Origin of the sequence: Aneurinibacillus soli (genome assembly GCF_002355375.1) — a bacterium.
Taxonomy (GTDB): domain Bacteria; phylum Bacillota; class Bacilli; order Aneurinibacillales; family Aneurinibacillaceae; genus Aneurinibacillus; species Aneurinibacillus soli.
The window spans coordinates 232501-246019 of sequence record NZ_AP017312.1; the positions used below are offsets into that span (position 1 = coordinate 232501).

At 48.7% G+C, this 13519-nt stretch carries 15 protein-coding genes (1 of these 15 cut by a window edge); all 15 read right to left on the reverse strand.

Annotated elements, in window-relative coordinates; genetic code table 11:
- A protein-coding gene (gene lysS, locus CB4_RS01325; RefSeq protein ID WP_096463234.1) for a lysine--tRNA ligase crosses the window boundary here: on the reverse strand, positions 1-509 show its 5' portion. 1027 nt of this gene lie to the left of the window's left edge; 509 of the gene's 1536 nt are visible here — the first part of the coding sequence; its start codon is at positions 507-509; the stop codon falls past the left edge of the window.
- Between the two features lie 99 nt (positions 510-608).
- Positions 609-1088, reverse strand: a complete 480-nt coding sequence (greA, locus tag CB4_RS01330; protein ID WP_096463235.1) for a transcription elongation factor GreA — start codon at positions 1086-1088, stop codon at positions 609-611.
- A 161-nt stretch (positions 1089-1249) separates the two neighbouring features.
- A complete protein-coding gene (gene dusB, locus CB4_RS01335; protein ID WP_096467580.1) occupies positions 1250-2263 on the reverse strand; it encodes a tRNA dihydrouridine synthase DusB in 1014 nt (337 codons plus the stop codon).
- Positions 2264-2340: 77 nt separating this feature from the next.
- The gene (gene folK, locus CB4_RS01340) at positions 2341-2859 is read right to left on the reverse strand and encodes a 2-amino-4-hydroxy-6-hydroxymethyldihydropteridine diphosphokinase (RefSeq protein ID WP_096463236.1); all 519 of its coding nucleotides are present in this window, start codon (positions 2857-2859) and stop codon (positions 2341-2343) included.
- Between the two features lies 1 nt (position 2860).
- A complete protein-coding gene (gene folB / locus CB4_RS01345) occupies positions 2861-3223 on the reverse strand; it encodes a dihydroneopterin aldolase (protein WP_096463237.1) in 363 nt (120 codons plus the stop codon).
- Between the two features lie 2 nt (positions 3224-3225).
- A complete protein-coding gene (folP, locus tag CB4_RS01350) occupies positions 3226-4074 on the reverse strand; it encodes a dihydropteroate synthase (protein WP_096463238.1) in 849 nt (282 codons plus the stop codon).
- Positions 4075-4101: 27 nt separating this feature from the next.
- Entirely contained in the window at positions 4102-4944 is an 843-nt protein-coding gene (gene pabC, locus CB4_RS01355) for an aminodeoxychorismate lyase (RefSeq protein ID WP_096463239.1), read from the reverse strand.
- Positions 4945-4968: 24 nt separating this feature from the next.
- A complete protein-coding gene (gene pabA, locus CB4_RS01360) occupies positions 4969-5550 on the reverse strand; it encodes an aminodeoxychorismate/anthranilate synthase component II (RefSeq protein ID WP_096463240.1) in 582 nt (193 codons plus the stop codon).
- Positions 5551-5566: 16 nt separating this feature from the next.
- The gene (locus tag CB4_RS01365; RefSeq protein ID WP_096467581.1) at positions 5567-7048 is read right to left on the reverse strand and encodes an anthranilate synthase component I family protein; all 1482 of its coding nucleotides are present in this window, start codon (positions 7046-7048) and stop codon (positions 5567-5569) included.
- 72 nt (positions 7049-7120) lie between these two features.
- Positions 7121-8053, reverse strand: a complete 933-nt coding sequence (gene cysK, locus CB4_RS01370) for a cysteine synthase A (protein ID WP_096463241.1) — start codon at positions 8051-8053, stop codon at positions 7121-7123.
- An 85-nt stretch (positions 8054-8138) separates the two neighbouring features.
- The gene (gene hslO, locus CB4_RS01375) at positions 8139-9014 is read right to left on the reverse strand and encodes an Hsp33 family molecular chaperone HslO (protein ID WP_096463242.1); all 876 of its coding nucleotides are present in this window, start codon (positions 9012-9014) and stop codon (positions 8139-8141) included.
- 107 nt (positions 9015-9121) lie between these two features.
- On the reverse strand, positions 9122-9889 hold the full coding sequence (locus CB4_RS01380) for a type III pantothenate kinase (RefSeq protein WP_096463243.1): 768 nt from the start codon (positions 9887-9889) through the stop codon (positions 9122-9124).
- 13 nt (positions 9890-9902) lie between these two features.
- Complete coding sequence (gene nadC / locus CB4_RS01385; RefSeq protein ID WP_096463244.1) at positions 9903-10757, reverse strand: carboxylating nicotinate-nucleotide diphosphorylase; 855 nt, start codon at positions 10755-10757, stop codon at positions 9903-9905.
- Positions 10744-12369 carry an L-aspartate oxidase gene (gene nadB / locus CB4_RS01390; protein WP_096463245.1) on the reverse strand — a complete coding sequence of 542 codons (1626 nt, stop codon included), beginning with the start codon at positions 12367-12369 and terminating at the stop codon, positions 10744-10746. Before nadB ends, nadC begins: the two co-directional genes overlap by 14 nt.
- Positions 12370-12438: 69 nt before the next feature.
- A complete protein-coding gene (gene nadA, locus CB4_RS01395) occupies positions 12439-13386 on the reverse strand; it encodes a quinolinate synthase NadA (RefSeq protein WP_096463246.1) in 948 nt (315 codons plus the stop codon).
- Positions 13387-13519 lie beyond the last annotated feature (133 nt).

Consider the following 13519-nt stretch of genomic DNA (forward strand, 5'->3'; position numbering starts at 1 on the left):
GGATTCATTACCATATCCAGATAACGTTTACGGTAGCGAATTTCCACGTCTTTGAGTCCATGGAATTTTTCTGGAAGCGGACGAAGCGATTTGCTCAGAAGGGTCACTTCGTGGGCTTTCACGCTTGTCTCACCTGTTTTTGTTTTAAACACGACACCTTTAAGACCAATCCAGTCACCGATATCGCACATTTTGTACATTTCATATACATCTTCGCCAACCTGATCCTGACGTACATAGATCTGTATACGGCCAGACTGGTCCTGCAGATGGGCAAAACCGGCTTTTCCCTGCCCGCGTTTCGCCATCATACGACCAGCAATCACCACTTCATTCGTCTGCTCAGCCAGCACTTCCTTGTCCACTTCTGCAAACTTATCCAGTACTTCCTTCGCAGTATACGTACGCTCGAACTTTTTACCGAACGGATCAAACCCTTTTTCACGCAATGTTGCCAGCTTCTCGCGTCGCACAACTTCTTGTTCACTTAGTTCTTCCAAACGAGACATGATTACGTTCAACTCCTTACAAACCTTTTACTATTCATGATAGCCCAAAACTGGGCAAAAGCTCCCACGAAAATCGAAGGAGCTCATAAAAAATTCGTATTACTGTACTTTAATGTCGATGATCTCGTAGCGAACTGTGCCTGCTGGTACAGCTACATCAACAGTAGAGCCTTTTGCCTTGCCGAGAAGTGACATACCTACCGGAGACTCATTGGAGATTTTATTGTTAATCGGGTCAGATTCAGCCGAACCCACGATTGTAAATTCCATTTCATCACCATACTCAAGGTCTTTCACGATAACGGTAGAACCTACATATACAACGCCCGAATCAAGCTCATCCCCGGAAATCACGCGCGCGTTGCGCAACATTTTTTCAAGCGTAATGATACGACCTTCGATAAAAGCTTGTTCGTTCTTTGCTTCTTCGTACTCCGAGTTCTCGGATAAGTCACCATAGCTGATCGCTTCTTTAATACGCTGAGCAACTTCGCGACGTTTTACCGATTTAAGCTCTTCAAGCTCATCTTCTAATTTTCTTAAACCCTCGGCGGTTAAAATGACTTCTTTTTCGGCCATTTTCCTGTTCCCCCTATTCATCTTCTATGTCCAATTTATCGTAGAGTGTATGATGAAACCATATTTTTTATGCAAAACATATATGAAACTGCCAGTGATTCACTGGCAGTTTCGCAGCAGATATTAAGGTATTATATGGTAGGCTACTATCGTTGTCAAACCTACGCCAGACTTGCTTGCTGCCGTGCTTCCCACTCTGCTGTTTTGCCTTCGACGCGCTCTAAATAGGACAGCAATAACTTCGCCATGCCGTCTCGTGTTTCCTGCACGTTGACTTCATCGCGAATTTGAGCGGACGCAGGCAGTCCTTTCAGATACCAGGCTGCATGCTTGCGCATTTCTAACACAGCAACTTTCTCACCTTTTACTTTAATCAGGCGATCAAGATGCAGAAGTGCGATCTCGACTTTCTCACGCGGAGTCGGATCAGGCGGAAGTTCCCCTTTTGTGAGGTATTCAATCGTCCGATACAGCATCCACGGATTGCCGAGCGCTGCACGACCGATCATAACGCCATCACAGCCTGTCTCCTCGATCATCCGCTTCGCATCTTCCGGAGATGCAACGTCACCATTCCCGATTACCGGAATGTTTACCGCTTCCTTCGCCTGACGGATGTAGCTCCAGTCCGCCTTGCCCTGATACATCTGTACACGTGTACGCCCATGCACCGCAATCGCAGCACCGCCTGCGCGCTCCACTGCTTTTGCATTTTCTACAACATAAATATGGTCGTCATCCCAGCCGATGCGCATTTTTACCGTAACCGGCTTAGATACGCTCTCGACAACAGCTCCCACCATTTCTTCAATCTTATTCGGATCGAGCAGAAGACGCGCACCTGCGTCACAGCTTACGATCTTCGGCACGGGGCAACCCATGTTAATATCAATAATATCGGCATTCGTATGCAAGTCGACGTGCTGTGCCGCCTGAACGAGCGTTTCTTTGTCTCCACCAAAAATCTGTAGGCTTAACGGCTTCTCGCGGTCGTCTACATACAGCATATCCATCGTTTTCTTATTGCCGTGGACAATGCCCTTATCACTAACCATCTCTGCACAGACCAGACCTGTTCCGAATTCTTTCGCAATCAGGCGAAACGCCGGGTTGCAAACCCCGGCCATCGGAGCAAGCACAACGTTGTTCTTTAACTCGACATTTCCGATTTTCAGGTTAGCCATATTTCACCTTCCACGTAAATCTTTTGCTGCGTTCTGCACGCAAGTATTCACTATTGTATCATACGTGTCTACTTCCAGCAAAACGATTTACTGCGGCGTACACCGTCTGTATGTTCCAGATTGGAAAGCAGCTCCTCTATCAGTACATTCACCCTTGCCGGCATCGGAATAACCTGATGCGGCACAAGCTCTGCAAGCGGCACAAGCACAAAGGCACGTTCGGCCATCCGTGGATGGGGAATACAAAGAGCTTCTGTGTCCTCCTGCTGCTCCCCATATAGCAGAATATCAATGTCCACTGTGCGCGGACCCCAGCGAATGTCTCGCGTTCGACCTAACTGTTGCTCAATTCGCTGTGTCTCTTCCAAAAGTGCTTGCGGTGGGAGTATTACATCTGCTTCCAGCACAAGATTATAAAACACATCTTGTTCCACATACCCGACCGGATCTGTTTCGTACAGAGATGAACTTCTGAGCACCTGTATCCCGCTCACTGCGTCCAGCAGACGGACCGCTTCCTGAAGAGTTCCTTCCTTGTCTCCCATATTCGAGCCAAGCCCGAAAAACACCCGTGTTTCCCCTGTCATTCTATGTACGCTCCCGCTTGATTTCCACAGCTACGGATTGATAATGTCCAGGAATCGGCGGGTCCGGTTTCACAACGCGAACGAGTACCTCTACGATTCTTGCATGCTCAGTGAGCAGACGGGTCGCAATCCGTTCAGCTATCGCTTCGATCAACGCATAGCGTTCGTCCTCCACAACCTGCTTCGTGGTTGTATATACATGCGCATAATTCACCGTATCATTTAGAGTGTCACTTCGTCCGGCATAAGACAAATCACAGGACAATTCCAAATCAACATAAAAACGCTGTCCGAGCTTATTTTCTTCGGGAAACACTCCATGATAGCCCCAAAATTCCATACGGTTAAACAAAATTTTATCCATGCTTACTCACGTCCTCTTTCCTGGCGCCAGCCGTACAGCATCGCGTCCATCATCCGGCAGATGCGCACCGTCTCCTTCACATCATGGACACGGACGATGTGGCAGCCACGCTCTACACCAAGTGCTACTGTTGCCCCGGTTCCTTCCACTCGCTCCGTTACCGGAACTCCACCAAGCGCTTCGCCAATAAATCGCTTGCGCGATGTAGCAAGCAGAACCGGGTATCCCAATTCGACAAGTCGATCTAGATGATACATCATCTCCAAATTCTGCTCGTACGTTTTAGCAAATCCGATTCCGGGGTCGAGAATAATATGTTGATCTTTCACGCCTGCCTGTTTTGCCCGCTCTATACAGTCCCGCATATCGTTCAGCATATCGTCCACGAAACAGTCATAGTTCATATTATCTCGGTTGTGCATTAAGATAACCGGAACGTCCGCTTCTGCCATTACACGCGGCATGGCAGGATCAGCTTTACTTCCCCACACATCATTAATAATCGTCGCTCCTGCCTGTACAGCTTGCCTGGCCACTTCTGCCTTATATGTATCAATTGAGAGGGGAGCATCCACTTCACGCGTCAAAGCTTCAATCACCGGGATCACGCGGGACAGCTCCTCATCAAGTCCAACCGGCTCATGCCCAGGCCGCGTAGATTCACCCCCAATATCGATGATGTCCGCTCCATCCGCCACCATCTGACGCGCATGCTCAAGCGCTCTGTCGATCTGATTATAGTTCCCCCCATCCGAAAACGAATCAGGAGTCACGTTTAAAATCCCCATAACAAGCGTCCGTTCACCTAGTGGCAGTTCATATTTCCCTGCCCGCAGCGGTTCGTGTACCATCTGTATTCCTCCTGTCTGCTTTCTTATCTAGATGCTTGCCCGATACAGCTCTAGCAGACGTTTTGTTAGCGTTCCTATTGTACCCGTCCCGATCTGTTTCTCATTCACAGCCCGAATCGGTACAATCTCAAGCATGGCATTCGTAATAAACACTTCATCCGCCACCATCAGCTGATCGAGATAATAAAAACCCTCGTGTACTTCAATACCGTTCGCTTCGGCGAGTTCGAGCACGAATTCCCGACGTGTTCCCGGAAGAATCCCCGTGTTCACATGCGGGGTGTAGAGTACGGAATCCGACACAAAAAACACATTCGAGACGATTCCTTCCGCCACACATGTGTTTTCCGTCAGGAACAACCCCTCCACATCCGGGTCATTTCCAATTTCCATTTTACCAAATCGATTATTCATATAATGGTGCGATTTAAAACGCCATTCTCCCTCTGGTGTATTGCGCGGACGCTTGAGAACCTGGAGCCGTTTACCTGTCTCATACAGCGAAGCCGGAAACGCTGCTAGTGGCTTCACAAAAATCAGCCAGCGTGGGTTCTCATACACCCCGGCATACGGGCCCAATCCCTCATCCCCTGCTGTCAGGTCCACACGCACATACGCATCTTCTAGATCGTTTTCATTAAGCGTCTGGAGAATCGCAAAGCGAAGCTCTTCTCGCGTCATCGTCACACGGATTCCAAGCTCACCTGCTGCCTCGCACAGACGGCGATAATGCTTGTCCAAAAGAGCAATATGACCATTATATACTCGCATCGTTTCAAACAGGCCAAGTCCATAAAGAAAGCCGTGATCAAACGGCGAGATCACAGCCTGTGTTGCATTGATTAGTTGACCGTCAAGAAAAACCTTCATGCCCGGATCAACACTCCTTTTTATCTACTTTTGTACGGGCGCATAGCGAGCAAGAAAATTGCGTAGCATCTGCTTCCCGTGTTCCGTCATAATGGATTCAGGGTGAAATTGTACGCCTTCAATCGCCAATTCGCGATGGCGCAGACCCATAATTTCTCCCTCCGCTGTCTCTGCTGTAACTTCCAGACAGTCCGGCAAAGATTCTCGCTCTACGATGAGCGAGTGGTAGCGCGTTGCCTTAAACGGCGATGGCAGGCCCTCGAATACCCCTTGATTATGGTGATACATATCCGATGTTTTGCCATGCATTAAACGCTCAGCTCGAATCACATTGCCCCCGAATACTTGCGCAATGGATTGATGACCAAGACACACACCAAAAATCGGAATGGTACCAGCAAAGCGCTCAATCGCTTCTAAGCTAATCCCCGCTTCATTTGGCGTGCACGGTCCTGGTGAGATCATTAAATACGAAGGGGCTAACTCCGCAATCTCGTCGCACGTAATTTTGTCATTGCGTACAACCCGTAATTCTTCCCCCATCTCACCCAGATACTGCACCAGATTATACGTAAAGGAATCGTAATTATCAATCATCAAAATCATGCTCAACTCTCCTCTCTCAAACTCGTCTCAACTGGTCTTCAGTCAGCGCAAGTGCCTTCCAGACAGCTTCCGCCTTCTTTAATGATTCATAATACTCTGCTTTTGGGGTGGAGTCAATGACAATCCCTGCCCCTGCCTGTACATGCGCCTGACCGTCTTTGAGAATCATCGTGCGAATGATAATATTACACACCGCATCCCCGTCAAACCCAAGCAGACACATCGAACCTGTGTACGGTCCACGTGTGACCTTCTCTAGCTCTTCAATGATCTCCATTGTCCGTACTTTCGGTGCCCCGGTAATCGTTCCACCTGGAAACGTGGCAACAATCGCATCATACATGTCCTTATCCTCTGCAAGCTCACCGACTACGTTCGAGACAATATGCATCACGTGCGAATACTTCTCGACTACCATCAGTTCATCTACATGCACCGAACCGTAGCGGCTGACACGACCAAGGTCGTTACGTTCCAGATCAACGAGCATGATGTGCTCTGCTACTTCTTTCTCACTACCGAGCATCTCCTGCACAAGCGCCTCGTCTTCCACGTCATCCTTCCCACGCCGACGCGTGCCTGCGATTGGGCGCGTACTCAGCTTGCCACCCTTCACCTGCACAAGAAGTTCAGGAGATGCAGATACGAGCTGGAATTCCGGGAAGCGTAGAAGTCCCATGTATGGAGATGGATTAACCTGACGCAGCACCTCATAGATCGCCTCGGCATCTGCATCGGTTGTACGTGTCTGACGCACAGACAGGTTGACCTGGAATACATCACCTGCTCCGATATATTGCTGCACACGGCGCACAGCTTCCTCGAACTCTGTTTGATCAAACGATGTTACTACAGGTAGCGTCGATACCTCTCCTTCCGCTTTGCTCATATACGGTTTGATGTCTAGCGTATATAGTAGCTCCACCATCATCTTTAGCCACTTCGTCCCCGCTTCCACCGTTTTAATTTGTGCAGCAGGTCCAACATGCACAATCACATAAATTTCTCGAGTGACATGATCAAAGGCGTATACTTCTTCTGCCATCATCAGGTATACATCAGGTAACTTGAGATCGTCCTGTGCACTGCGCGGCAGTTTCTCATAATAACGCCCCATATCATAACTCAAGTACCCAACTGCACCGCCATACCAATCCGGCAGTCCGGCATGTGCCGCTTCTGCGGCAGACGGTGACTGTTCGTGGCACATCCAGCGTCTCACAACAGCAAGTGGATCTGCAAGTGTCGTAATCGTTTGTCCATTATAGCAGGCTTGGCCATCTTTATATGTAAGAGTAGCAACCGGATTCGCTCCTACATACGTATAGCGTCCACTTCGTCCACTCTCGATGATAAAGGCATATTCACTCTGTTCTCGCAGCTTCCGATACAACTGCCACGGATCTTCTCTGCCCCACGTCTTCTTATCCCAAAGTGGCACACGATCATACTCGTTAAGCTGCTGACGGCTCCACGGGTTCGTCTCTGTCACATTCATCATCCTGTTCTCTCGCATTTAAAAACCCCTGCCGACATTCCGACAGAGGTTGGTCTTTCTTTATTATACGTATTATTCGTCGAATTGATAAAGAGGGGTACTTAAATACCGTTCACCATTGCTCGGAATAATGACCACAATGTTTTTGCCTGGGCCGAGTTCTTTCGCCAGCTTTTTCGCCGCATAAATCGCTGCCCCGGAAGAGATACCACCAAGAATCCCTTCTTTCTTAGCTACTGCACGAGATGTCTCGAACGCATCGTCGTTTTCTACCTTGATGATTTCATCGTACACTTCCGTATTCAGTGTATCCGGAACAAATCCAGCCCCAATGCCCTGAATTTTATGCGGTCCTGGTCTGCCGCCAGACAGTACGGGAGACGCAGCCGGTTCTACCGCTACAATGCGAACATTCGGGTACTTCTCTTTCAGCACTTCCCCAACGCCTGTGATTGTACCACCTGTACCAACACCGGAGATGAACCCATCGATACCGCCAAGTTCTTCACCCTGTTCCAACAATTCACGTGCGGTTGTCTCGCGATGGATCTGTGGGTTTGCCGGATTTTTGAACTGTTGCGGCAAGAAATAAGAAGGATCTTCCTTCACTAGCTCTTCTGCCTTACGAATGGCGCCTCCCATTCCTTCAGCCCCTGGTGTAAGTACCAGCTCCGCACCGTATGCACGCAGCAAGTTGCGGCGCTCGATGCTCATCGTATCCGGCATGACAAGCACAGCACGATAGCCTTTTGCCGCCGCTACCATCGCCAGACCGATTCCCGTGTTCCCACTTGTCGGCTCAATAATCGTCATGCCTTCTTTCAGTACTCCGTCCTTCTCAGCTGCTTCGATCATAGCTAGCGCAATTCGATCTTTCACACTGCTACCCGGATTAAAAAATTCAAGCTTCAAATAAATATTCGCTTCCCCTTCTTCTACAACCCGGTTCAATTTCACTAATGGTGTATATCCAATTAAATCTGTAATTGATTGAGCTACTCGCATCTGATTTCCCCCTCGTTAATCCCTACTAAGGTAATCGGTTTTATAAAATATTATATAGCTAATGACCTAAATCGTCAATGCAGGTTTACAAAGTTGCACGAATATTTTCTAAATGTTTCCTATCGAGATGGTACACTTCATTGCAGAATTGGCAGGTCATCTCTGCTTCACCCTGCTCTTCGATAATTGAGTCCAGCTCTTCTTTCCCCAGACTGATCAGCGCACGATCGATGCGGTCAATGGAACAATGACAGTTAAAATACACCTGATGCATATCAAGCAGCACGAAATCTTCCCCGAGCACTTCCCTAAGCATGTCTTCCGGTGTTAGTCCTTCATCAATCATGGTAGAAACCGGACGAATGCCAGAAAGAGAACGTTCCAGCTTCTCAATAATATGATCCGGCGTGTTCGGCAACAATTGAACAATGAAGCCTCCTGCCGCACGGATCGTATTATCTGGATTCACTAGTACTCCAACCCCAACCGCAGACGGCACCTGCTCAGAAACAGTCAGGTAGTAGGTAAAGTCTTCTCCAAGCTCACCAGACACAATCGGACTTGTTCCCTGATATGGTTCTTTCAAGCCAAGGTCTTTCGTTACCGTAATACTTCCCTCTGTTCCGACAGCCCGGCGCACATCAAGTTTTCCCTGCTCATTCAGCTCCATAAAATGAACATGCGGATTGCTAACATAACCGCGCACTTCTCCGGTCGCATTCGCATCGGCCACAATTTGCCCAACTGGACCACCACCGCGCACAATGACAGTAAGACGTTCTTCTCCTTTCAACATCGCACCAATCATGGTCGCGAATGATAACGTTCTCCCTACTGCTGCACTTACAATGGGCCATGTATCCAATCGGCGTTGTATCTCACTGACAGCTTCCGTTGTGCGAACGGCAAATACACGCACATGCCCGTCATACGCCATCCCACGTACTAAGTAGTCATTCATTTCTGTATCGTCCTTTCTTCGTTCGAAATCCATACATTTATTGTACCACAATTAGTTTGCAAGCAAAAAAGCGGGAGCTGACCATCTGGCCGATCCCCCGCTTTTTGTTATTTTCTGTTGCGATCATAAATGAGACGCAATCCCTTGACCGTCAGCCACGGATCAACTTCATCAATCTGGCTGGATTCACTGCCGATCAATTCCGCCAGCCCACCTGTCGCAATCACCTTTGGCTCAACCGGCCATTCTGCTTTCATACGGCGTACCAGCTCATCCACCTGGCCAACGAATCCGTAAATAATTCCGGACTGCATCGCATGAATGGTATTGCGCCCAACTACACTCGGCGGCTTCACAAGCTCGATACGCGGCAGCTTGGCTGCCCGACTGTACAGTGCCTCTGTAGAGATGCCAATCCCCGGTGCGATCGCCCCACCGTGATAACCGCCCTCCTCATCAATCCAACAGAATGTCGTCGCGGTGCCAAAATCCACAATAATCAGCGGTGTACCATAGTAATGAATGCCTGCAACTGCATTTACAATTCGGTCTGCGCCAATTTCGCGCGGGTTATCCGCTTTAATATTTAATCCGGTTTTAAGCCCCGGACCGATTACCATCGGCTTCACATGAAAATATTTTTGGCACATTTTCTCAAGCGGGAACATAAGCGGCGGCACGACAGATGAAATAATGGCTCCCTCAATCTGGTCAAAGGTCAGCCCGCTGTCTGCGAACAAATTTTTGATCAGCATGCCGAATTCATCCGCTGTTTTACTGCGATCACTGCTGATGCGCCAGTTATGCTTGAGTTCATCTCCTTCATATACACCGAGTACGATGTTCGTATTCCCTACGTCAATGACAAACAGCATGTTTCTCCCCCGTTTATCTTTTTCTCTCGTTCAAATCCAGGCTGATATCAAGTGCTGAAACCGAATGTGTCAAGCTCCCTATCGAGATCACATCGACACCGGTGGCAGCAATGCCTGCTACCGTATCAAGATTCACTCCGCCAGATGCTTCCACAATCATGCGCCCGTCTACACGACGCACCGCTTCAGCCATCGTTTCGTTATCCATGTTATCGAGCATAATAATATCCGGCTTCGCGGCTATCGCTTCTTCCAACTGTTCAAGTGATTCCACTTCCACTTCAATGCGCATGGTATGCGAAATCGCCTCCCGCGCACGTTGAACCGCTGCCGTAATCCCGCCTGCTCCTTTGATATGGTTATCCTTAATCATGACCGCATCAAACAGGCCGATGCGATGATTATGGCCACCACCAACTACAACCGCATATTTCTCTAGCATCCGCAAGCCTGGTGTTGTCTTACGTGTATCGACAATGCGGACATGCGCACTTGTTGTCCGTGCTTTCTGTACGTACGTGTGCGTTTCTGTCGCAATGCCAGACAGGCGTTGCAGCAGATTAAGCGCCAGCCGTTCCCCACTCAGAATGCTCTGTGTGCTACCCTCTACTTCGGCAATGACGACCCCTTTCTCAACACATGTCCCTTCCTCCACTTTTTTCGTGAACGTAAGGGACGGATCGAGATTGGCAAATACGTGAGTCGCCACATCAAGCCCTGCGATCACACCCGCCTGCTTCGTATATAAGATGCCTGTCCCAACTGAATCCTGCGGAATGGTCGCCTGACTTGTAATGTCACCAAATCCGATATCTTCGGAAAGCCACATCTCAATCTGCTGATCCAGCAGTTTTTCATTCATCTTCATTCGTATTTCGCTCCTCTAACACACCATCTTCAATCGACTGCACAATATGCTTGCGCCAGACAATGTCATCCCGCTTCGCGAAATCTTCGCGGTAATGACCGCCCCGACTCTCTTCTCTAAGCAGTGCCGCATTCGCTACCAGGCAGCTGCATGTCAGCAAGTTCAAGTACTCAATATCTTCTGGTCGGTCAAGTTTATAACGGAACGCCTTCACGAAGCGTTCAAGCTCTCGCACCGCTTTCGTCAGGCCCTTCTCGTGACGCTTCAGCCCAACATGCGTAAGCATAAGCTTCTGCAAGCGCAGCTTACGTTCGATTACCGTGTCGCTGTTCATCGTCTGTTGACGCATCAAAGAGAACGAAATCGCTGGCACTTCTTCTCCAAGCGGTTCCATCCCTTTTACACATTCCGAAATGCGGCGACCAAAGATGAGTGCCTCTGTCAGGGAATTACTTGCCAAACGATTGGCTCCATGCACACCCGTACAGGACACTTCCCCGCACGCAAACAGGCGCTTCGTTGCCGTTTCCCCGTTCACATCTGTTTTGATGCCACCCATAATGTAGTGGGCCGCTGGTGCTACTGGAATCCAGTCTGTTACCATGTCGAGACCGTAGCGCAGGCATACTTTATAAATGGTCGGGAAGCGATGCTTGATCAATTCCTCCGATTCATGGGTAATATCAAGATAAACGAACGTTGATCCCGTTGCTTCCATCTCGGATACAATCGCACGTGCTACGACATCACGCGGCGCCAGTTCTTTCTGCGGATGATACTTATCCATAAAGCGTTCGCCATTAATGTTACGCAGGACAGCTCCTTCACCACGTACGGCTTCTGAGATAAGGAACCGTGGTGCCCCCGGATAAAATAGTGCCGTCGGATGGAATTGAATGAACTCTACATCCTTAATATACGCACCCGCACGGTAAGCCATCGCCATACCATCTCCGGTCGCAATCTCAGGATTTGTCGTATAACGGTACAATTGGCCCGCTCCACCTGTTGCCAGAACCGTCGCGTTCGCCCGAATGTATACCGTCTCTCCTTCCGATGTCCGGACAAGTGCTCCGATACATTCACCTTGATTGGTTACCAGATCTAATGTGAAATGATCCTCGAGAATTTTGATCCGCTCATTTTCTAGCACACGTGCAGACAGAGCACGGACAATTTCCGCCCCGGTTGCGTCTCCCTGCGCATGCAGAATGCGGCGCTGGCTGTGCGCGCCTTCTTTTGTCAGAGCGAATGCTCCGTCTTCTTCATCAAACTTCGTACCATAGTTAATCAGGTCGACAATACATGAAGGGCCTTCATTCACGAGCACTTCAACAGCTTCATTCGAGCAAATACCCGCCCCAGCGATCAGGGTGTCTTGGCGGTGCAGTTCCGGCGAATCCGTTTCTGCCGTTACAGCTGCAATCCCCCCCTGTGCATATCGAGTATTGCTCTGGGTGAGTGCTGTCTTACTGATCAGCGTGACATTTTTCTGCTCACTGATTTTGAGTGCTGTATACAATCCGGCAATCCCGGAACCAATAACAAGTACATCTGTCGTGTATGTGGTAAGCTCACCTAATTTAAAATCAAGGACATACCTAGGTACCATTTCTTGCTACCTTCTTTCTCCACTGTTTCCTGTCCGTATCGTACGCATGTTTTCTCTATGGTGTCTGACTTATTGAACGGCTTCAACCGACAACATCCGCTCAAGGGATGTACGTGCCTTATCCGCGATTTCTTCCGGCACATAAATTTGCGGCTGCATGGTTTCGAGGCAGTCTGCCACTTTTTTGAGATTATTTACTTTCATGTTCGGGCACACCAAATATTTGGATGCAAAAATAAATTCCTTATCCGGGCTGTCAAGGCGTAGCTTATAGCCGACACCATCTTCTGTCCCAACGATGAACTTCTTGTGATTCGATTCACGACAATATTTAAGAATACCGGTTGTGCTACCCACAAAGTCTCCTAATGCGACAACTTCTGGTCGGCATTCGGGATGAACAACGAACTGAGCGTCTGGATGTTCGTCTTTCAGCGCCTGCACATCCGCAACGGTTAGCTGATCATGCGTATTGCAATAGCCCTCCCAGATAATCATGTTCTTATCAGTAAACTGAGATACCCAGTTGCCGAGATTTTTATCAGGAACCCAGATGATTTCTTCTGCATCAATGGATTCAATTACGTTTTTCGCATTGGACGATGTACAGCAAATGTCTGTCTCTGCTTTCACGTCTGCGGATGTATTAATATAAGCGACAACTTTGGCATTCGGATGCTGAGCTTTCAGCTTACGTAAGCCCCCTACGTTTACCATGTCCGCCATCGGACAGCCTGCCCGTTCATCCGGGATGAGAACAGTCTTGTCCATATTCAAAATTTTCGCACTCTCCCCCATAAAGTGAACGCCACAGAATACAATTACATCTGCATCTGTCGTCGCCGCTTTCTGAGCAAGACCGAAGGAATCGCCGAGAAAATCTGCAATTTCCTGAATTTCTGGACGCTGGTAATAATGCGCAAGAATAATAGCATTTCTTTCTTTTTTAAGACGCATAATCTTATCCCGCAGCTCCTGATTCCGCTGCTCTTTTTTCGCTAAAGCTAACGCTTCCATTTTCGAGTAAACCTCCCGTAAAATGCCTTATGCGCTCATTGGCGCAACACAGGTAGAATAGTTGTATCATACCTTTAATCAGAAAAATTGTACAGCGGCAAGCCCTGTACAAGAAAAAACCTCCCTAAATCGG

Coding starts and splice junctions, on each gene's coding strand:
- greA (WP_096463235.1), bottom strand. CDS start 1,088: ATGGCCGAAAAAGAAGTCATTTTAACCGCCGAGGGTTTAAGAAAATTA.
- folK (WP_096463236.1), bottom strand. CDS start 2,859: ATGACAGGGGAAACACGGGTGTTTTTCGGGCTTGGCTCGAATATGGGA.
- folB (WP_096463237.1), bottom strand. CDS start 3,223: ATGGATAAAATTTTGTTTAACCGTATGGAATTTTGGGGCTATCATGGA.
- folP (WP_096463238.1), bottom strand. CDS start 4,074: ATGGTACACGAACCGCTGCGGGCAGGGAAATATGAACTGCCACTAGGT.
- pabC (WP_096463239.1), bottom strand. CDS start 4,944: ATGAAGGTTTTTCTTGACGGTCAACTAATCAATGCAACACAGGCTGTG.
- pabA (WP_096463240.1), bottom strand. CDS start 5,550: ATGATTTTGATGATTGATAATTACGATTCCTTTACGTATAATCTGGTG.
- CB4_RS01365 (WP_096467581.1), bottom strand. CDS start 7,048: ATGAATGTGACAGAGACGAACCCGTGGAGCCGTCAGCAGCTTAACGAG.
- cysK (WP_096463241.1), bottom strand. CDS start 8,053: ATGCGAGTAGCTCAATCAATTACAGATTTAATTGGATATACACCATTA.
- hslO (WP_096463242.1), bottom strand. CDS start 9,014: ATGAATGACTACTTAGTACGTGGGATGGCGTATGACGGGCATGTGCGT.
- CB4_RS01380 (WP_096463243.1), bottom strand. CDS start 9,889: ATGCTGTTTGTCATTGACGTAGGGAATACGAACATCGTACTCGGTGTA.
- nadC (WP_096463244.1), bottom strand. CDS start 10,757: ATGAAGATGAATGAAAAACTGCTGGATCAGCAGATTGAGATGTGGCTT.
- nadB (WP_096463245.1), bottom strand. CDS start 12,369: ATGGTACCTAGGTATGTCCTTGATTTTAAATTAGGTGAGCTTACCACA.
- nadA (WP_096463246.1), bottom strand. CDS start 13,386: ATGGAAGCGTTAGCTTTAGCGAAAAAAGAGCAGCGGAATCAGGAGCTG.